The following is a 19,350-nucleotide window of genomic DNA, read 5'->3' on the forward strand; positions in this document are numbered from 1 at the left end:
TTAAAAGTTGAATTGATTTATAGGCGACTGATTGGTAGATAACCAAAGGTCAGAACAATACTTCGGCCGAAGTATTGTTCTGACCTCTTTTGGTTTTTCTGGCAATTCTCTAGGAGGAATAACAAATGAGCAAAAAGATTAAACAGATTGCCATCTATGGCAAAGGAGGAATTGGTAAATCAACCACAACCTCCAATATCAGCGCTTCGTTATCGAAGTTAGGTTATAAAGTGATGCAATTTGGTTGTGATCCGAAAGCGGACTCGACCAATACCCTGCGTGGCGGTACCTACATTCCTACAGTCCTGGATACACTTCGTGAAAAAAACAAGGTGCAGGCGGAAGACGTAATTTACAAAGGGTTTAATGGTGTGTATTGCGTGGAAGCAGGCGGGCCGGCCCCGGGTGTGGGCTGCGCCGGGCGGGGGATTATTACGGCCGTGCAGCTGCTCAAACAGTTGAAAGTCTATGATGAACTGGATCTGGATGTTGTTATCTATGATGTGTTAGGCGATGTGGTGTGCGGCGGCTTTGCCGTTCCCATTCGCGAGGGCATTGCCGAGCATGTATTTACTGTGTCTTCCGCGGATTTTATGGCCATTTATGCGGCCAACAACCTATTCAAAGGCATTCAAAAGTACTCTAATTCCGGGGGGGCACTGCTGGGCGGCCTGATTGCCAATTCCATCAATCTCCCCTATGCCAAAGAGATCATTGATGATTTTGTGCACCGCACACAAACACAGGTTGTCGAGTATGTTCCCCGGTCGGTAACTGTAACCCAGGCTGAACTTCAGGGGAAAACAACCATCGAGGCAGCACCCAACTCAGAGCAGGCGAAAATCTACAGCCGCCTGGCGAAACGGGTGGTTGAAACAGTGGAATCCAAAGTACCGTCACCGCTGGAAACAGCTGAATTGCGCGAGTGGGCGGCCAAATGGGCTGATCATTTGCTGGCTTTGGAAACAGGTGAAGTCCGCAGTGCGGCTGCCGGCATCTAACGCGCCTGAGGGGATTGTAACTGTGCGTATCTGAAAAAGCGAGGTGAAACCATATGGCATGCATATGCTCCGGCTCTCTAGGCGGGGATACCCTGGAGAAAACCAGTAAGCATCCCTGCTACTCTGCCGAGGCCCATCATAAATACGCCCGTATGCATTTGCCGGTGGCTCCCCGGTGCAACATCCAATGTAATTACTGCAACCGGAAGTTTGATTGTGTCAATGAGAGCAGACCGGGGGTTACCAGCGAGGTATTGACACCCGGGCTTGCCTGCGATAAATTTGTCTGGGTCAAAGAAAAAATTGCGAACCTGAGTGTAGTCGGCATTGCCGGTCCGGGCGATGCCCTGGCGGACTGGCACTTAACCAGGCAGACGATTGCCGGCATCAAAGCCATCAATGAAGATATTACGTTTTGCTTATCCACGAATGGTTTGCTGCTGCCGGCCTACGCCCCGGAGATTGTGGCATTGGGTGTCCGGCATGTTACGGTAACGGTTAATGCCTTAGATCCGGTTATCAGTGCCAGGATTTATGCCTTTATTACTTATCAGGGTAAGACCTATACGGGCACTGAGGGGGCAGAATTGTTGCTGGCTAATCAGTTAGCCGGCATAGCGAATCTGGTGGCACAGGGTGTGCTTGTCAAAATCAATATTGTTATGATTAAGGATCTCAATGATACACATATACCGGCAGTCGTCAAAAAGATGAAAGAGATGGGTGTGTTTGTTACTAATATTATGCCGTTGATTCCGGCCCCGGGGAGCGCTTTTCAGCATCTGCCCCAGACAAGTACGAAAGAGGTCAATGCCCTGCGGGATGTCTGTCAGCTTGATATTCAGCAGATGCGGCACTGCCAGCAATGCCGGGCCGATGCCGTCGGCTTATTGCACGAAGACCGTTCGCAGGAGTTCCGGATGGGCAACCGCAGCCAGGACAGCACAACAGTGCCCAGCAATGAAGCCCGGAAATCATACCGAATTGCCGTAACGTCAAAATACGGCAAGCTGGTCGACCAGCACTTCGGCCATGCAACCCGGTTTTTTATTTACCAGGGAGACGGGCAGGCGTTCCAGCTCCGGGAAACCCGGGCCGCCGCCCAGTACTGCGCCGGGCTGGCAGAATGTGATACAACCGGCTTGGACAGCCGGCGGGAGCAGCTCATTGACTCACTGCAGGATTGCGATGCGGTGCTGACGATGCGGATTGGCTATCATGCCAAGGAAAAACTGCAGAACAGTGGCGTTTATATTAGCGAATACTGTGACACCGTTGAAACCGGTCTGCGTTACACGGTAAGCCAGCTTGAGGCTCTGCCCCTTAAACAGGCCAGCGGATTTAAGTGAGCCGGAAAAAGTGATTGACAAATACTTACTAATCAGTATAATTGTAGATAATTATACTGAAAGATTATTGGCTGATCAGAATGACTGAAGGCTGAGGTATTATCCGCGGATGTGCCTTGGCCTTTTTATTTGCCTGGTAACCTGACAGTCGAAAATACTGAGGGCTACCAATCTGGCGAAGACATGTTAATACAACGATTTGACTGATCAGTAGAACATGCTGAAGGCAAAGATTATTCTGTTTAGAATTATTCTTTGCTTTTTTGTTTATCAGGAAAATTTTTAAGGAGGATAAGCTATTATGTCTAAAATTGCCAGCAGCATCACCGCATTAATCGGCGCGACACCGCTCCTGCGGCTCAATAAAGTAACCGCAGGAGCTCAGGCTGAAGTGGTTGCAAAACTGGAGTCTTTTAATCCTGGCGGCAGTATTAAGGATCGTATTGGTTTTAGCATGATCAAAGATGCCGAAGAAAAAGGAATTATTAATAAAAATACTGTGATTATTGAACCTACAAGCGGCAATACCGGCATTGCCCTGGCCTTTATTGCCGCTGCCAAAGGCTATCGCCTGATCCTGACGATGCCGGAAACCATGAGTGTGGAGCGGCGCAGTCTGTTAAAAGCCTATGGGGCTGAGCTGGTTCTAACTCCCGGCCCGGCCGGCATGAAAGGGGCGGTTTTAAAAGCTGAAGAACTGGCGGCGGCAACGCCTAACTCCTTTATTCCCCAGCAGTTTAACAACCCGGCCAATCCGGAGATTCACCGGGCCATTACCGCCGAGGAAATATGGCAGGATACAGACGGCAAGGTCGATATTATTGTGGGGGGAGTAGGTACAGGCGGCACCATTACCGGTGTCGGCGAGGTACTCAAAAAACGGAATCCTGCTGTCCAAGTGGTGGCAGTTGAACCCTTCGACTCGCCCGTACTGTCCGGTGGTCAGCCTGGTCCCCACAAGATTCAGGGAATCGGTGCCGGGTTTGTTCCCAATGTGCTGAACCAGGACGTGATTGATGAGATATTTAAAGTAAAAAATGACGAAGCGCTGATCATTGCCCGCCGGCTGGCCAAAGAAGAAGGGCTGCTTGTCGGTATTTCTTCCGGTGCGGCCGCTTTTGCTGCTCTGCAGGTGGCCAAACGCCGGGAGAATACAGGGAAAACAATCGTGGTCATCCTGCCGGATACCGGTGAACGCTATTTGAGTACTGTGCTTTTCGCGGAGGAGTAATTCTCTTTAGCGTGTGCTGCTAACAGCACAATTCCTGTTCATAGACTAACAATAAAGGGGGATCTATTATGACTGACAGCCAGGTGGCAGCAGACAGTGCCGGCACAGAAGCTAAAATTATTGCCCGGAATATCCGGCGAGTCTACTGGGTCAAACGGCAGCCGAACGAAGCCGCAACTGAATTTGAAGCAATTAAACACCTTGATCTCACTGTCAAACAAGGAGAGTTTCTGGCCATTGTCGGACCAAGCGGCTGCGGCAAATCCACCTTCCTGGATATGGTTGCCGGGCTGGCCTTTCCCAGTTCCGGCGAGATCACAATTGACGGCAAATTAATAACCGGACCGGCCCTGGATAGGGGGATTGTCATGCAGGGTTATGCCCTGTTTCCCTGGCGCACGGTCAGAAAAAATGTGGAATTCGGGCTGGAAATAAAAAAAGTCCCGAAAAAAGACCGTAAGGAAATCAGTCAGCGGTACATTGAAATGGTTGGCCTGACCAACTTCGAAGAGCGGTATCCCCATGAACTGTCCGGCGGAATGAAACAGCGGGTAGCCATTGCCCGGGCTTTGGCCTATGACCCGGAAGTACTGCTGATGGATGAGCCGTTTGCCGCTGTCGACGCCCAGACCAGAGAAGTGCTGCAGGAAGAATTGCTGCGCATCTGGGAAAAGACGAAGAAGACAATAATTTTTGTTACCCATGGCATTGACGAAGCTGTCTTTTTGGCGGACCGGGTAGCGGTAATGTCGGCCCATCCCGGGACTATAAAGGAAATTGTCAGCATTAACCTGCCGCGGCCCCGTGACGGCATTCGGTCATCGGCCGATTTCGGCTGGGTCAGGCATAAAATCTGGGAACTGCTCCAGAATGAGCATTTTACAGGCGGCAAGAAGCCGGCGGCAGATCAAAGTGTTGCGGAATCAATATCCTCCTCGGCCGCCCTGTAGGCAGGATCTGCAGTTGAATAACGGGATTAGCTGATCAGACATACTGAAGGCTAGGGGACTTGTTGCTTGGCAAATCCGTCCCTTAGCTTTTTTATTTCACACATCTTGTTTTCGGTTACTGCTTAAAAAATGGGAGGTGTTGTGGGTGGAGAAATTAACGCCTAAGAAGCTGCTGCTACCTCAAGTTATGGAATTGATTCGGCATTCTCTTCATACTGTCCAGTACGGACACTTGATTTTAACAATTCAAGATGGGTGTGTCATTAAGATGGAGAGAACAGAAAGGTTCATTTTCTCCTCAAAAAATAGAAAAGGCTATGTAATCCGTGATGTACCTGAGGGCCAGCATTCTTTACAGTCCAAAATTATTGCTCAGCTGCAGGGGTTGATGTATGGGCAGCTAATCATCCGGATTGAAGACGGCAGGGTGGACCAGATTGAGAAAACGGAGAAACGGCGTATTAATGAATATGAGGGAATACACGGCGATGGCATCTAAAGCAATGGCGAAAGCGATGACAATTACCTATAAGCTGGGGACTGCCTTATATATCAACATAACCAACCGCTGTACCAACCGCTGTGTTTTTTGCGTAAGAACCACAGCGGCTGGTGTTGCTGACGGCCTTAATCTCTGGCTGGAGCGGGAACCCACAGTCACCGAGGTGCTTAGGGACATTCAGCAGTGGGATACTGCAGGCTTAAGCGAGTTTGTCTTTTGCGGTTATGGCGAACCGCTGGCCCGGGCAGACGCTACTATCGACATCTGCCGGGAACTGAAGAAAAGCTATGCTGTACCCATCCGGGTTAATACCAACGGTCAGGCCAATTTGCTTTATGAGCAGGATATTACGCCGTTGCTGGCCGGGCTGGTAGATGCTGTTTCTATCAGTATGAACGCAAAAAATGCCCAAGAGTATCAGGCGATCTGTCTATCGGAATTTGGTGAAAAGGCCTATGCGTCGATGCTGGAATTCGCCGGTAAATGTAAACAATATATCCCGGTAGTCGTATTGACAGTCGTCGATATCATGCCGCCGGCAGATATCAGGGCTTGTCGGGAGATTGCCCGGCAAGTCGGTGTGGACTTCAGAGTGAGGAAGCTTGTTGACTAATTAACAGGGCGATGAACTGGACAACAGTTTATCGCCCTTTTTGTATTTTCCAGGCGGTGGTATGAGGACCGGGTAATCCAGGCTAGGTATGCAGAATAGCCTCCTTTGTTCCCTGCAAGTAGACGGTTGTATTAATGAAAAAAGAAAGGCCATAATGTATTGACAATAAAGATGTAAAGGTGTATAGTGTGCTTTGAGTACAAAATACATAAATTCCTCGACACAAATACATTCTAAAACAAAAGGGCCCAAGTACATACTTGCGGCAGGAATCATCGGTCCGGGGAACAAGAAGGGCAGGAGCAAAGATGCGAAAAAAATTAGTTGCGGCAGCTATGAGTACGCTGCTTATGGCCGGTGTACTGGCCGGTTGCGGCGGCGGCGCCAAAGAAGAAACCAATGTCATCAAACTCGGCGGTAATTTTGAACTGACAGGCAGTGTTGCCAATTACGGCAATCAGGCGGTCAACGGCATTAAACTGGCAATCAAACAGGCCAATGCCGCCGGCGGGATTATGGGCAAGCAGATTACTCTGGTCCTGGCCGACAATAAGTCAGAAGCGGCCGAGGCAACCAATGCTGCCACCAAACTGATTACCCAGGACAAGGTTGTGGCTATTTTTGGACCGGCGACCAGTTCCAATACCCTGGCTACCGTGCAGGTGTCCCAGGACAATAAGGTGCCGGTGCTTACCCCGACAGGCACTAATGAAAAGATTACCGTGGATAATGGCAAAACCCGTCCGTATGCTTTCCGGTCCTGTTTCATTGATCCGCTGCAGGGTACCATTATGGCCAACTTTGCCAGCAATACGCTGACGGCCAAAACAGCTGTCATCTATATTGACAACAGTTCCGATTACTCAAAGGGGCTGGCCCAGTCTTTCGAAACCCTGTTTACGCAAAATGGCGGCCAGGTGCTGGGCAAAGAGGCTTTTCTTCAAAAAGACCAGGACTTTAAGTCTACCCTGACTAAAATTAAAGCTCTTAACCCGGATGTGGTCTTCCTGCCGGCTTACTATGAAGAGGTAGGCAAAATCCTTAAACAGGCCCGGGAGATGGGCATGAATATGCCGTTTTTGGGCACTGATGGCTGGGATGATGCCAAAGTGGTGGAAATCGCCGGCGCGGCACCGCTCAATAATTCATTTTTCAGCAGCCATTTTTCCTCACAGGACACCGACCCTCATGTTGTAAAATTCATTGCCGACTACAAACAGGAATACGGCCAGGAACCCAGCGTTTTTTCCGCTCTGGGCTATGATGCGGGCTTACTGATGATTGATGCCATCACGCGGGCCAACAGCACTGATCCGGCTAAAATTCGCGATGCGCTGGAGCAAACCAAAAATCTGCAGTTAAGTACAGGCCTGGTGACCATCGACGCCAATCACAACCCGATCAAAAGCGCCGTTGTAATTGAGATGAAAGACGGCCAGCAGATATTTAAAGAAAAAGTGACGCCTAAACTATAAAGACCAGTTTTCGATTGCCAGGATGCGGCTTGTCAACCGGATAATTTGCCCAAAAATGGTTGACAGTTTACTGCACATGTGCTACCATATATATATAAGATATATTCTTGCTGACCGGAAAACCGGAGGCAATCGACGGCTGAGTTAGCTTCGATTGCCTCTTTTAGTTTACGGCCCTCCATCAATACTTATTTTTAGTAAAAAAGGTTAAAATATCATTAACGATATGAGAGGATGGGATATCATGGCTAAAATTTATGGGAATTTGACTGAACTAATTGGTAACCCCCCACTTGTCGAACTGAAAAGCTATGCGGCAAAAAGAGAACTTGGCGGTAAAGTACTTGCCAAACTTGAATACTTTAACCCGCTGGGCAGTGTCAAGGACCGTATCGGTCTGGCAATGATTCAGGACGCGGAAGAAAAAGGGCTTATTAATAAGGATACTGTCATTGTCGAGCCTACCAGCGGCAATACCGGCGTTGGCCTGGCTTTCGTCGCCGCCGCCCGTGGCTATAAGCTGATTTTGACAATGCCGGAAACCATGAGCATTGAACGGCGCAAGCTGGTCAAGGCCCTGGGGGCGCAAATAGAGCTGACACCAGGCGCGAAAGGGATGAAAGGCGCCATTGCCCGGGCCGAAGAGATTGTTGCCACTACCCCTGATGCCTGGATACCGCAGCAGTTCAAAAATCCGGCTAATCCTGCCATCCACCGCACGACGACTGCTGAAGAAATCTGGAGCGACACTGACGGGGCCGTTGATATTGTCGTCGGCGGCGTCGGTACAGGCGGCACGATTACCGGTATTGCCGAAGTCCTTAAAGACCGCAAACCCGGCTTAAAAATCGTTGCTGTTGAGCCGGCAGACTCGCCGGTACTCTCCGGCGGCAACCCCGGTCCCCATAAAATTCAGGGCATTGGCGCCGGTTTTGTGCCTGATGTGTTCAAACCCGGCCTGATTGACGAAATCATTACCGTCCAAACAGATGAAGCCTATCAGACGGCAAGAGATGCGGCTGCCAGCGAGGGACTGCTTGTCGGCATATCCAGCGGCGCGGCCCTTCATGCGGCCTCCGAACTGGCCAAACGTCCGGAGAATAAAGGCAAAACCATCGTTGTCATTTTACCGGACACCGGTGAACGCTATCTGTCAACCCCGCTGTTTGGCGAGGAATAATAAAGAGAATAAAAAAGAGCGCTCTGCAGCAGCTGCTGCAGAGCGCTTATTTTTTCATCAGTTTATAAAATTCAAGGCTGTGAATTTGCTTATTCTTGCACTTATTAGAATAAACCGCTGACCTTGCCGGTTTTAACATCAACATCAATGCGGCGATAGGCAGGATCGGAGCTGGTGCCCGGCATCAGGCTGATAGCGCCGGCCATCGGGCAGAGGAACTTGGCGCCGCCATAAACCAATACATCTCTGATCGGCAGCCGCCAGCCTTTGGGCACGCCTTTCCAGGTTGGTTCATGCGACAGGGACAGGTGCGATTTAACCATCATTGTGCAGTAGTCGGCATATTTAGGATCAGACTCAAACTTCTTGGCTTTCTCTTCGGCCAGCGGCGCCCAGTCCACGCCGTCAGCGCCGTAGACTTCGGTGGCGATCCGCTCAACCCGCTGCCGCAGCGGCATTTCCAACGGGTAGAGGTATTGGAAGTCGACTTCTTCTTTGCAGGCATCCATGACCGCATCGGCCAGATCCAGGGCACCGTCGCCGCCCTTTAACCAATGCTCCGAGACCGCGGCGCGGGCGCCGGCCTGCTCGGCAATTCTCTTGACCAGGGCATGTTCGGCCGGCGTATCGGTGTAGAAGGCGTTAATGCATACAACCGGTTTGACGCCGGACTTCTTGATCATGTTGATCAAATGCACCATGTTCTCGCAGCCTTTTTCCAGCAGGCCCAGGTTTTCCCGGGTGTATTCATCAGGCAACGGCCGCCCTGGTACTACGGTGGGGCCGCCGCCATGCATCTTCAAAGCGCGTACAGTGGCTACCAGGATCGAGACGTTTGGCTTCAGACCGCTCAGGCGGCATTTTACATTCCAGAATTTTTCAAAACCGATATCGGCGGCAAAACCGGACTCGGTAACATGATAATCAAAGCACTTCAGGCCGATGCGGTCCGCTATGATCGAGGACTGACCGATTGCAATGTTGGCAAACGGGCCGGCATGAACAAAACAGGGCTGCCCTTCCACGGTGGCGCACAGGGTCGGGTTGATGGTATTGCGCATCCAGGCGGTCATGGCCCCGTCCACTTCCAGGTCGCCGGTCGTAACCGGGTTACCCTGGCGGTTATAGCCAACCACGATGTGTTTGAACCGTTCCCGCATATCGGCCAGATCTCTGGCCACAGCCAGAATCGCCATCAATTCCGAGCCAACGGCGATACCAAACTTGGAGTGCATCATAAAGCCGTCTTTTTTGCCGCCCAGGCCAATGAGGATATTACGCAGGCCCTGGGCGGCAAAGTCCAGCACCCAGCCCATTTCAATATTTTTCGGATCAATATCCAGCCGCTTCAGACCGCGTTTGTCCAGCTCGGCATCGGTATAATTGGCCTCATGCTGCATGCGGGCATTTAAGGCGACCATCGCCAGATTATGCGCATTCATTATGTCGTTGATGTCCCCGGTCAGGCCCAGGGAGAACTCGGTCATCGGAATTAACAGGGCATTACCGCCGCCGGCCGCAGTCCCCTTAACGTTCATAGTCGGCCCGCCGGAAGGCTGACGCAGGGCGCCGCCCACATTCACACCGCGTTTGCCCAGGCCTTCCATAATGCCGATGGAAGTGGTTGACTTGCCTTCCCCTAAGGGGGTGGGCGTGATCGCGGTTACTTCAATATATTTGCCGTCCGGTTTATCTTTCAGACGGTCGATCACCTTCAGGAAATCAATCTTCGGCGTTTTACCATAAGGAATTATTTCATCTTTTTGCAGCCCCATCATCTCTTGGTACTGGGCGGTAGTTGGGATATTCCCCTCTGCCGCTTCGGCTATTTGCCAGTCCTTCAATACTGTAGGATCCCAAGCCATAAAAATACATCCCCCTCTTTTTTAACTACACATTGGTTTACTGTCTGCAGCTTATATCATCAATTGCCTGCAGCTTCTGAAATGGATGGCTGAGCATCTTTTTTAAGAGTAAATTTCTTATTGTTCAATACGAGCGTAATAAGCAGACCCAGCAGCAGGAGTACGGCAGCGGACACAAAGGTATACTGGGCCGCCTGACTTGCAAAATTATCTTTAAGGAAAGCCACAATCTGCGGTCCTACGATCCCGCCGCAGCCCCAGGCAGTGAGAATGGCACCATAAACAACAGGCATCAGCCTCTGCCCGAAGACATCAAGCACAAAGGACGGCATGGAGCCAAAGCCGCCGCCATAGCAAAGCAGGATATAACAGACAAGTACGCCAAAGACCATTGGATTATCAACAAATAACAGGGCAAGAAAAACCACTAACTGAGTACCAAGAATGTAACGGAAGGTCTGTACCCGCCCGATCTTATCTGACAGGCCCCCCCAGAAGAAGCGCCCCAGACCATTGAAAATTGAGCTGATGGCAATCAACGTGGCGCCGGCAGCAGCCAGTCCGGCAACCACTTGCGGGTCAGACAGCGTAGCCGGGTCCATCGTCTTTTTCAATAGATCCTGCAGCAGGGGGGATTGAAACCCAATAAACATGATGCCGGCAATAATATTGAAGAAGAATACGGTCCACATCATCAGAAATTTGCCGGAAAAAATGCATTGTTTGGCGGTAATCGTATCCTCAGCCGCCTGCGCGCCGGCAGAGACTATCGGCGGCGAATAACCTGCCGGGACAAAGCCCGGCGGCGGGTTAACAAGATAATAGCCGGCCGGCAGGGTGATAATGAGCATAACTGCGCCGATATAAGAGAATACCAGCACCAGATTATCGCCGGTTATGGACATGAACAGGGGAGCCAGCAGCTTGGCCATAATCAGGGCCCCGAAGCCAAAACCCATCACAACCATGCCGGTAATAAGGCCCTTCTTGTCAGGAAACCACTTGGCGGCAGTTGCCACCGGGGTTACATAGCCAAGGCCCAGGCCTATGCCGCCAATAAAACCATAGCCGACATAAAGCAGCATGAGGCTTTTCGTATAAAGTGCATAGGCAGCAACAAAATAGCCGAGGCTAAACAGAAAGCCACCGGTCATCGCAAGCTTTCGCGGGCCGTACTTGGGGAGATTAATGCCCCCCCAGGCAGCCGCCAATCCCAGAAAGAAAATAGCCAGACTGAAGGCCCAGGCGGCCTGGGAATTAGTCCAGTTGTTTGCGGCCATAATCGGTTGCTGGAAGAAACTCCAGGCATAGACCGTCCCTAGCGCAAGCTGCAACAAGGTTCCCATGCTGGCTATCAGCCACCGGTTGGGGACGCTCTGTAATTCTTTTCTCATGGCTCTTACCTCCCTTTCTATCGTTGCACTTCTTTTAATCAGGTGATTGTACAGATTTCGATATTGAAAAACAAAAAAACTAGGCGTATAATAAATTTAGGCATAGCAAATAAACCCTGTGCTAAACGGTTTATTGTGACTGTCTATGCTTCACTGGTACGACCGATACCGGTGAAGCACTCTTACTTTTGAGGTACCTTTATAAACAATACTTCCTTCGCCAGAACCAACTCCTTTTTGTTTATTTCAAGCAGCTGAAACTACAAAGTTTTTTGACCGTCCCCCCCTTTCAAAACAAGGAATTTTTTAAACAACAAAAAAACCATCTGGACATAATATAAAATGCTGTCCAGACGGTCGACGTTACTGCGAAAAAATTGCACTTCATGTGGTGAACTCCACTAATACCGTCAGTCATGCAATTTATTTATTCGATTATGTGAATATAATAACATGATAGATCCGGTTTGTCAATGATAATTTTCAAATAAGCCTGAATATTTTTAATATGGCTGAATAATATATTTTTTTTGCAGGCAGAGTGATTCTTTGGGCTGGTTGTCGCTGCTTAACTAACAATCAGGCCATTTTTATAAGCAAAGGCAATCAATTGCATCCGGTTTTGCAAATGTAATTTATCCAGGATATTACGCAGGTGGTTTTTTACCGTGCTTTCACTGAGATATAATTTTTCACTGATTTCTTTATTGCCAAGGCCCTGGCTGATCAGCTGCAGGACTTCGCGTTCCCGTTCGGTAAGCCTGTGGTCAAGGACCGTCTGTTTTTGTCCGGCGAATTCCTGCAGGATTTTGGTCGCCAGCACCCGGGAGATCGGTGCTTCCCCCTGGGCGATACTGATAATATAGTCTAGCCAGTACTCAGGCTCCATATTTTTGAGCAGATAACCCTGGGCTCCCCTTTTAATAGCTTCGAAAAAGTCCTGGACATCGTCGGATACACTGAGAATAATAATTTTTATATGCGGCATGGCGGTTTTAATCATACCGGTAGCTTCCAGTCCGCCACCACCCGGCATGCGAATGTCCATAAGAATAAGATCAGGCAGCAACTGTTTTGCTTTGGCCAGTGCTTCTGTCCCATTGGTTGCCTCACCGATAATTGTAAACAGGGAATTGGCGGAAAGAATGCTGGCAATTCCTTTACGGGACAACAGATGGTCGTCAACGATTAACACCTTAATGGTCATGACGATAGCTCCTTTTTTTAGTTTTTGTAACCGTTACGGTGGTTCCGGTACCGGGAATACTGGTGAGGGTGAGACTGGCGCCAATTGAGCGGATATCCTGCTCCAACATTTTATAACCGAAAGATTGCTTTTGCCGGAGGTTGTCGGCAGCTACAAAGCCCTTGCCGTTGTCGGCGATGGTCATAGTAAAAGCTTCGTTGTTTTCGCTTAAACTGACAATCACCTGCGTTGCCGCGGCATGTTTGCGAATGTTGAATAATAATTCCTGGAAAATATGAAATAACTGTTTGCGCTCATACGCGCTAAAGGGAATTTCGTTGTCACAAGTGATAATGAAATCTATTTTGGCGCCGGTCTGGGCCTCATACTGGCGCAAATGATTTTGAATGGCGGTGATAAGATTGATATTATCATCCAAGGCAACTGTTTGCAGCGCAAAAATATGCTGCCGCAGTTCAGTATCCGCAAAACGAATGGCTTCCCGCAATTCGTTGATTGCTGACAGGGGCTCCTGCTGGTTTTTCCAGGCAGCTTCAATCTCCATTATTTTTACATTCATAAAAAATAGTGACTGGGCGATACTATCGTGCAAATTGCGGGCGATCCGGTACCGTTCCTGCAATACGGCAGTTTCTTGCTTTTCCTGCTGCAGTTTGCCGTACAGGTTTTCCATTAAGGCAAAAATGCCGTGAGAAAACAAAATAAAGATGATGCCTGTCAATACCGCGACCAAAACATTGCCCCAATCCATGGAAATAACATGCAGGAATTTGTGCCTGGCAAATTCAAACAGGCCAATGCAGATTGCCGGTACAATGGCCGCGATCCATTTCATTTTAGTAATCTGCATATGATCCTCCCGGTAGATAAGCGTGATACGAGGACTGGCTATAACGTAGCATTATTTCAGTTCGGCCAGGCCGCCGGCGCGTAAGGTGATACTATGCGTTGCCTTTAAATCGAGCTGCTGCCACTTCAGTTGTTCGCCACAACAGGTAAGGCCCACAATATCCCACTGCAAAACGCGGGGATCATAATTGGGAAAGTGAGCACGTATACTGCGGCCGCTTAGTAATTCTTGCCCTTTTAAGGTGTCTGGCCCCCGGGCGGTACTGTTGGCGGGCATAATCGACAAATCATACAGGTCGGAATCACTGGCATTAATAATGATGAATTCCTGACCGGCGGCCAAAGCGGCAGCGGAAAAGATTGTCAGGAGTAAAGCGATAAGCAGTACGGTAAGGCTATATATTTTCAATTTGCGAATCCTCCCTCTTGTGGTTTTAAGCATAGCTGTCAGAATTAATTCCCCGGGTTATGGCATGCCGGAAACAATGCATAAAGGGATGGCCACAGGGCCATCCTTTAGCGGTATTAACGCCTGTCAATGCTGGTTTTCATGAGCCTCTGCCAACAGGCAGCCGCGTGCTGCCTGGCTGCTTTTTGCCAGCCAGCCGTCTATGCCATGCAAGCGTAAAACAAAGACGGCATAGGCCCCGTCCACAGCAGAGTCGCCAATGACCAATACGCGCTTGTCGCGGGGCAATTCCCGCAAATAGTCGTGCAAAACAGGGAGCGGCACATTCAGGGCCTCTTTGACCGGCGATGTCCGGAAGCTTTCTGCAGCGCGCACATCCAGCAGGAGATCATTAGCCGTTTTACTTTCCGGACTGACAACAAAGGAATGATTTTCCGGCACCGATTTTAATAATTTGTCAATTTTCTGGTGGATCGACACATTGCTGCTGGCGCCGCCGGGTGTATGGCCGGCCGCGTTCCCTGCCTGCGCGTAGGCCGGAGTTAACGTGAAAGATAAAATCAGGGTTAATACCAATAGAACACGATTTTTCATACAAAAGCCTCCTTGTTTGTGGAATTTTACTGCAGGTGTGCTAACGGCAACAGTTTCCGAAGCGGACTTTCACCGTCGTTACTGCCTATACCGGGAAAGCAGCAAAGGCTACAAAGGTCCTGCGACCTTTGTAGCCTTTAGCTTCTTGCTAATCAACTATGTTATATATAATAAACCATTTTTTTGTAATAGTCTACGGTTCAAAAGTACTATTGATACTGTCCGGAGTACTATGCAGCCAGCTGCCGGCCGCTTTTGATAGAAGGCGCGGGCGGATAAAAGAGTATATAAGCAACAGGCTTAATCGATGATTTTGGTACTTACGGGTAGTATGATAGTACTTTAGGATAGTATTCCGCTGCCAAGTAAAGGAGTATAATCAACATCAGGATAAGTGAATATTGGCTGATTAGTAAAAACTGAAGGCCGGGATGTTCTTAGGAACACCTGGCTTTTGCCGTTTTTAGGCCGCGACCGGAAGGGGCGATGTTACAAGCCACAGCCAACGGGCTTGGGGACATAATAAAACGATTAGTAAAGTGAGCAGGTTTATGGTAATGAGTTTACAATAATAAAATAAAGGGATGATGAATGATGAAAAAAGTAGGGACCGTTGTTGTTTCTTCCTTATTGCTGCTGGCTGCGAATACTCAGCCAGTGTTGGCAGCAGAAGGGAAGAAAGTAACATTTACGCTGGCGGAGATCGTTGTTACCGCGCCGGCGGTCAGTAAGCCTTTACTGGTGGAAACCGATCCCAAGTCGCCGCGGCAGCCGGTGCCGGCTGCTGACGGGGGCGGGTACTTAAAAAATATTCCCGGATTTTCCCTGTCCCGGCAGGGCGGAACCGGCGGCGATCCGGTTTTCCGGGGATTAGGGGGAACACGGCTGAATATCCTGCTGGATGACACTTATCAGTTTGGGGGGTGTCCAGGCCGGATGGATCCGACCACCGCTTATATTTTTCCTGAATCATACAGCAAAATTACCATTCTGAAGGGGCCGGAAACCGTTAAATACGGCGGCGGCAATATTGCCGGGACGGTACTTTTTGAACGGAATACGGAGAGGTTTGACAAGGCGGGCATCAGGATCAGCAGCAGTGTGCTTATCGGCAGCGCCGGCCGCGATGATGAATTGCTGGATATTGCAGCCGGCGATGCAGCTGGTTATGTGCGGCTCATAAGGACCAGAGCAAATGCCAATGACTACGAAGACGGTAAGGGCGATAAAGTCCATTCTTTCTATACCCGCAACAGCCTGACCGGGATTTTTGGCTGGACGCCGGATGCGGATACGGTGTATGAATTTACGGCCGACACGAGTGACGCCCAGGCCGCTTATGCCGGTAAAGGTATGGATGGTCCTAAATTTGATCGCAATGACTACAGCGTCAGGTTTGTCAAAAAAAATATTTCACCGGTTGTTGCCGGCCTGGAGTTTAAAGCATTTCATAATTATATCGATCATATAATGGATAACTACTCATTACGGCCCCGGCCCGGGCTGATGGCAATGGCGATGGAAGTAGACCGGGAAACAAACGGCGGGCGCTTAACGGCCGACTTGATTTTAGGGGAAGCAACCACGGCAACGGTAGGGCTGGATTATCAAAGAAATGCTCACCGCGGCCGCAGCAACATGGGCATGGGCTATGGAAAATGGACCCGGGACCTGACATTTACTAATTATGGCCTGTTTGGCGAAGTTAAGCGGCAGCTAAATCCACATGACCGTTTGTTAGGCGGACTGCGGACAGACAGCCTTGCTGTAAGGCAGGAAACAGCGGGAGTAGAGGCGCACAACCGGACCTATGGGGCTTTTCTGCGCTATGAGCATGATTATAAGAGTGCTCAGGCTACTGCCTACATCGGTCTTGGCCATGCCCAGAGACCGGCTGATTATTGGGAACGAAGAGTAAACTTTTTTCTTAAGCCGGAAAAGAATACCCAGCTTGACACCGGTCTCATCTATCGATCAGGTAAATTAAACACCAGTCTGTCTTTGTTTTATGCGGATATTAACGATTTCATCCTGTTTAAAAATAAAAAGGCGGCAGCGGAAAATATTGACGCAGCAGTATATGGCGGTGAAGTCGATTTTGCCTATGCCCTGAACCGGCGCTGGACGGCAACTGCCTCGCTGGCTTATGTACGTGGCAATAATGACACTGAGCATAAGCCTTTGGCCCAAATTCCGCCGCTGGAAGGAACGCTGGCGTTGAAATACAGCGCTGATAAACTGGCCGGCGGCTTGTTGTGGCGTGGGGTGCGGTCGCAAACCCGGTATGACTTAAACAACGGCAGCGAGATCGGCCATGATCTTGGCGCAAGCAGCGGTTTCGGTATTCTTGCCGCCAATATTGCATATAAAGCCGGTGCACAACTTATTTTTGCCGCCGGTATTGATAATCTATTCGACAAGGATTACGCTGAATTCATTAGCCGGGCAGGCGTGCCGATTCCCGCACTGGGCATAGATTCTTCCTTCAGAGTGAATGAACCTGGCCGTACAGTCTGGGTAAAAGCAAGCTATAATTATTAATTAATTCCATTCCTGCCGGCGATGAGGAATTCAATTTGCCAATAAAATCGAAACCCGGGCTTCGCAATAGAACGGTTCTACGGAGGTGGCGATGTCGTCGAGGGTGTTTTCGATATAGCCGTGGCCGGTAAAGGTAAGCCTGTGGACGGCTGCATAGTCTGTCAGCTGCTGCAAGGCCTGCTGTATCTGCGGCCAGTCTCCTTTGTAATAGCCTACCAGGTAACGACCGCCAGGCTTATAGGTACAATTTATGGATTGTGCCTTTTTTTCATCAATTGTGTAAAAACAATGGGTAATCTGACTGAAGGCGTTGGGGCTGGAATTTCTCTGTTGCAAATGCCCGGCCGCCAGCATGTAACCGCCCGGATAGCCGCTGTAGCTGTGGGTATGATAGCAGTCGTACATAAAATCAGTGAGTGTTTTCATCGCTTTTTCAACCGCCATGCCGGCAATGGATTCACTGACCACTATTGCCTGGGGGGGAAGTTCTAAAATCTCAATTTTGGCCGGATCAATCGTCAGTTTTGCTTCCATAGTGCCGATTTTATTCCGCACTACCTTTTGCAGCCATAAGAGCTCGGAAATTTCCTCGGTCAGCCTTTGATTCTGGTTATGAAGGAATTCAAGTAAAGATTGCGGGGTATAGTGGGTCAATTGTTTTTTTATTTCTGCCAAGGGTACCCGGAGTTTACGCAGCAACTGAATCGCATCAAATAATGTAGTTTGCGCAATTGTGTAATAGCGGTAGCCATTTTCTTTTACCACCGCGGGTTTAAATAAACCGATGCTGTCGTAATACATCAGGGTTCGTTTGTTAATGCCGTACATGGCGGCAAATTGTCCGGTAGTAAACTGTTTTTGCAAAAACTCATTCATCATGCAGCCTCTCCTCTTGACTATTCAGTTACTGTATACTTTATAATAACCCAATAAAGTAAAAATGGTCAATTCTGGAAGGAGGCAAGTTGGCAGAGCGGCACAAAAGGCTGCTCTTCCTTTAGTTAAGCAAATGAGGAGGTTAAAGCCGTGTTTTCAGTAAATAGGAGGCGAGGCTGCTGGGCAGGGATAAGTGCGGTAATGCTGATTTTAATGATTGCCGGCTGCGGCGGCCGGTCAGAAACTGCCCAGGTAACCGCAGTGCCGGTTAAAGCCGTAAAGGTTATCCAGCAGGATATCCAGTTAACCAATGAGTATGCGGGGCAGGTGCAGGCCAAAAATGAAGTCAAAATTCAGGCGCGCGTGTCAGGCAATATTGCTGAAAAACTGATTGACGGCGGCGATATTGTTACAGCCGGGCAGCCGTTGTTTCGTATTGACAGCATTCAATACGAAAGCAACCTGCTTTCGGCCCAGGCGCAGCTGGCCCAAGCCGAGGCTAATTGGGAAAATGCAAGGATTGATTCAGAACGGTATCAATCCTTGTTGAAGGCGGCCGCGATTCCGGAGCAGCGCCTGACTACCCAGAAAGCGACCGAGCGGCAGCAGGAAGCGGTTGTGGCTTCCTACCGGGCCCTGGTAAGAAAAGCGCAGGATGATGTAAACAGCACTCTGATTGTTTCCCCGGTTAACGGACGTGCTGATGTAAACGCTGTTGCTGTAGGCACGTATGTGCAGGCCGGGAGTACGACCTTGGTTACGGTGAGCGATTTGGATCCGGTGTTTGTTGAATTTAATATGAGCGAAAATGAATACCTTACCTTGCGGCAGGTGGCGCAAAACGATGTTGCCAGCAGCGGCTGGGGCGAAAATGTGACAATTACATTAAGCAATGGGGCCGTATATCCGCTGAGCGGGAAAGTCACGCAGGCGGACCGGGGCCTGGCCAACAACAGCGGCACCCTGACGTTAAAAGCTGCTTTTGCCAATCCGGAGGGAATTCTGATTCCGGGCATGTTCGCCAGGGTTAAAATCCCCGGCGTACCGATAAAGGCGGCGGTATTGGTTCCCCAGCGGGCTGTGCAGCAGATATTGGATAAATCGCTGGTCATGGTTGTCAATGCCGATAACCAGGCGGAGCCGCGGCCGGTTATCCTCGGGGAAAAGGCGGGCAGTTATTACCTTGTCAGGGAAGGGCTGACAGTGAATGACACGGTTGTTGTGGAAGGTCTGACAAAGGTGCGGGAAGGAGCGGCGCTTGCGGTGACTGTCGTCACTCCGGCCGAGTTGGCGTTAGCGATTAACCCGTAGGAG

At 49.8% G+C, this 19,350-nt stretch carries 17 protein-coding genes and 1 riboswitch; of the genes, 10 read left to right on the forward strand and 7 right to left on the reverse strand.

Going from position 1 to position 19,350, the window contains the following annotated elements:
• The first annotated feature begins 125 nt into the window (after positions 1-125).
• From nifH to cysK (SPTER_RS03240), 8 genes are all read left to right on the forward strand, one after another.
• Positions 126-1,001, forward strand: a complete 876-nt coding sequence (gene nifH, locus SPTER_RS03205; protein ID WP_144349027.1) for a nitrogenase iron protein — start codon at positions 126-128, stop codon at positions 999-1,001.
• Between the two features lie 53 nt (positions 1,002-1,054).
• Positions 1,055-2,350, forward strand: a complete 1,296-nt coding sequence (nifB, locus tag SPTER_RS03210; protein ID WP_144349028.1) for a nitrogenase cofactor biosynthesis protein NifB — start codon at positions 1,055-1,057, stop codon at positions 2,348-2,350.
• Positions 2,351-2,651: 301 nt separating this feature from the next.
• Positions 2,652-3,581 carry a cysteine synthase A gene (cysK, locus tag SPTER_RS03215; RefSeq protein WP_144349029.1) on the forward strand — a complete coding sequence of 310 codons (930 nt, stop codon included), beginning with the start codon at positions 2,652-2,654 and terminating at the stop codon, positions 3,579-3,581.
• 68 nt (positions 3,582-3,649) lie between these two features.
• Positions 3,650-4,531 (forward strand): ABC transporter ATP-binding protein, encoded by an 882-nt coding sequence (locus tag SPTER_RS03220; RefSeq protein WP_144349030.1) that lies wholly within the window; start codon positions 3,650-3,652, stop codon positions 4,529-4,531.
• Positions 4,532-4,676: 145 nt separating this feature from the next.
• Entirely contained in the window at positions 4,677-5,030 is a 354-nt protein-coding gene (locus tag SPTER_RS03225; RefSeq protein WP_246105458.1) for a DUF2292 domain-containing protein, read from the forward strand.
• Positions 4,996-5,646, forward strand: coding sequence for a TatD family nuclease-associated radical SAM protein (locus tag SPTER_RS03230; protein ID WP_246105459.1), 651 nt, complete (start codon positions 4,996-4,998; stop codon positions 5,644-5,646). The genes SPTER_RS03225 and SPTER_RS03230 overlap by 35 nt, the downstream gene beginning before the upstream one ends.
• 308 nt (positions 5,647-5,954) lie before the next feature.
• On the forward strand, positions 5,955-7,121 hold the full coding sequence (locus tag SPTER_RS03235) for an ABC transporter substrate-binding protein (protein ID WP_144349031.1): 1,167 nt from the start codon (positions 5,955-5,957) through the stop codon (positions 7,119-7,121).
• A gap of 244 nt (positions 7,122-7,365) precedes the next feature.
• Positions 7,366-8,301: a cysteine synthase A gene (gene cysK, locus SPTER_RS03240; protein WP_144349032.1), complete on the forward strand. Its 936-nt coding sequence runs from the start codon at positions 7,366-7,368 to the stop codon at positions 8,299-8,301.
• 104 nt (positions 8,302-8,405) lie between these two features.
• Here cysK (SPTER_RS03240) and SPTER_RS03245 read toward each other — a convergent pair whose 3' ends face one another.
• The 6 genes from SPTER_RS03245 to SPTER_RS03270 all read right to left on the reverse strand — a co-directional run bounded on the left by SPTER_RS03245 (position 8,406) and on the right by SPTER_RS03270 (position 14,619).
• On the reverse strand, positions 8,406-10,166 hold the full coding sequence (locus SPTER_RS03245; RefSeq protein ID WP_144349033.1) for a formate--tetrahydrofolate ligase: 1,761 nt from the start codon (positions 10,164-10,166) through the stop codon (positions 8,406-8,408).
• 59 nt (positions 10,167-10,225) lie between these two features.
• On the reverse strand, positions 10,226-11,560 hold the full coding sequence (locus tag SPTER_RS03250; RefSeq protein WP_144349034.1) for an L-lactate MFS transporter: 1,335 nt from the start codon (positions 11,558-11,560) through the stop codon (positions 10,226-10,228).
• Between the two features lie 340 nt (positions 11,561-11,900).
• Positions 11,901-11,988, reverse strand: a riboswitch (ZMP/ZTP riboswitch).
• A gap of 140 nt (positions 11,989-12,128) precedes the next feature.
• A complete protein-coding gene (locus SPTER_RS03255) occupies positions 12,129-12,767 on the reverse strand; it encodes a response regulator (RefSeq protein ID WP_144349035.1) in 639 nt (212 codons plus the stop codon).
• Positions 12,757-13,617, reverse strand: a complete 861-nt coding sequence (locus SPTER_RS03260) for a sensor histidine kinase (protein ID WP_144349036.1) — start codon at positions 13,615-13,617, stop codon at positions 12,757-12,759. The genes SPTER_RS03255 and SPTER_RS03260 overlap by 11 nt, the downstream gene beginning before the upstream one ends.
• Before the next feature lie 51 nt (positions 13,618-13,668).
• Positions 13,669-14,025, reverse strand: coding sequence for a hypothetical protein (locus SPTER_RS03265; protein ID WP_144349037.1), 357 nt, complete (start codon positions 14,023-14,025; stop codon positions 13,669-13,671).
• A 126-nt stretch (positions 14,026-14,151) separates the two neighbouring features.
• On the reverse strand, positions 14,152-14,619 hold the full coding sequence (locus SPTER_RS03270) for a rhodanese-like domain-containing protein (RefSeq protein WP_144349038.1): 468 nt from the start codon (positions 14,617-14,619) through the stop codon (positions 14,152-14,154).
• Positions 14,620-15,210: 591 nt separating this feature from the next.
• On the opposite strand from SPTER_RS03270, the gene SPTER_RS03275 reads away from it, so the two are divergent.
• Complete coding sequence (locus SPTER_RS03275) at positions 15,211-17,160, forward strand: TonB-dependent copper receptor (protein WP_246105460.1); 1,950 nt, start codon at positions 15,211-15,213, stop codon at positions 17,158-17,160.
• 30 nt (positions 17,161-17,190) lie between these two features.
• Here the strand turns inward: SPTER_RS03275 and SPTER_RS03280 are convergent, their stop codons facing one another.
• Complete coding sequence (locus tag SPTER_RS03280; protein WP_246105461.1) at positions 17,191-18,039, reverse strand: MerR family transcriptional regulator; 849 nt, start codon at positions 18,037-18,039, stop codon at positions 17,191-17,193.
• A 198-nt stretch (positions 18,040-18,237) separates the two neighbouring features.
• Between SPTER_RS03280 and SPTER_RS03285 the strand changes: the two genes are divergently transcribed.
• Complete coding sequence (locus tag SPTER_RS03285) at positions 18,238-19,347, forward strand: efflux RND transporter periplasmic adaptor subunit (protein WP_425474352.1); 1,110 nt, start codon at positions 18,238-18,240, stop codon at positions 19,345-19,347.
• Positions 19,348-19,350 lie beyond the last annotated feature (3 nt).

It is taken from the genome of Sporomusa termitida (assembly GCF_007641255.1).
Lineage (GTDB): Bacteria > Bacillota > Negativicutes > Sporomusales > Sporomusaceae > Sporomusa > Sporomusa termitida.

What these genes read in the sequence shown, in the direction of transcription:
- nifH (WP_144349027.1), top strand. Translation starts at nt 126, where the DNA reads ATGAGCAAAAAGATTAAACAGATTGCCATCTATGGCAAAGGAGGAATT.
- nifB (WP_144349028.1), top strand. Translation starts at nt 1,055, where the DNA reads ATGGCATGCATATGCTCCGGCTCTCTAGGCGGGGATACCCTGGAGAAA.
- cysK (WP_144349029.1), top strand. Translation starts at nt 2,652, where the DNA reads ATGTCTAAAATTGCCAGCAGCATCACCGCATTAATCGGCGCGACACCG.
- SPTER_RS03220 (WP_144349030.1), top strand. Translation starts at nt 3,650, where the DNA reads ATGACTGACAGCCAGGTGGCAGCAGACAGTGCCGGCACAGAAGCTAAA.
- SPTER_RS03230 (WP_246105459.1), top strand. Translation starts at nt 4,996, where the DNA reads ATGAATATGAGGGAATACACGGCGATGGCATCTAAAGCAATGGCGAAA.
- SPTER_RS03235 (WP_144349031.1), top strand. Translation starts at nt 5,955, where the DNA reads ATGCGAAAAAAATTAGTTGCGGCAGCTATGAGTACGCTGCTTATGGCC.
- cysK (WP_144349032.1), top strand. Translation starts at nt 7,366, where the DNA reads ATGGCTAAAATTTATGGGAATTTGACTGAACTAATTGGTAACCCCCCA.
- SPTER_RS03245 (WP_144349033.1), bottom strand. Translation starts at nt 10,166, where the DNA reads ATGGCTTGGGATCCTACAGTATTGAAGGACTGGCAAATAGCCGAAGCG.
- SPTER_RS03250 (WP_144349034.1), bottom strand. Translation starts at nt 11,560, where the DNA reads ATGAGAAAAGAATTACAGAGCGTCCCCAACCGGTGGCTGATAGCCAGC.
- SPTER_RS03255 (WP_144349035.1), bottom strand. Translation starts at nt 12,767, where the DNA reads ATGACCATTAAGGTGTTAATCGTTGACGACCATCTGTTGTCCCGTAAA.
- SPTER_RS03260 (WP_144349036.1), bottom strand. Translation starts at nt 13,617, where the DNA reads ATGCAGATTACTAAAATGAAATGGATCGCGGCCATTGTACCGGCAATC.
- SPTER_RS03270 (WP_144349038.1), bottom strand. Translation starts at nt 14,619, where the DNA reads ATGAAAAATCGTGTTCTATTGGTATTAACCCTGATTTTATCTTTCACG.
- SPTER_RS03275 (WP_246105460.1), top strand. Translation starts at nt 15,211, where the DNA reads ATGATGAAAAAAGTAGGGACCGTTGTTGTTTCTTCCTTATTGCTGCTG.
- SPTER_RS03280 (WP_246105461.1), bottom strand. Translation starts at nt 18,039, where the DNA reads ATGATGAATGAGTTTTTGCAAAAACAGTTTACTACCGGACAATTTGCC.
- SPTER_RS03285 (WP_425474352.1), top strand. Translation starts at nt 18,238, where the DNA reads ATGCTGATTTTAATGATTGCCGGCTGCGGCGGCCGGTCAGAAACTGCC.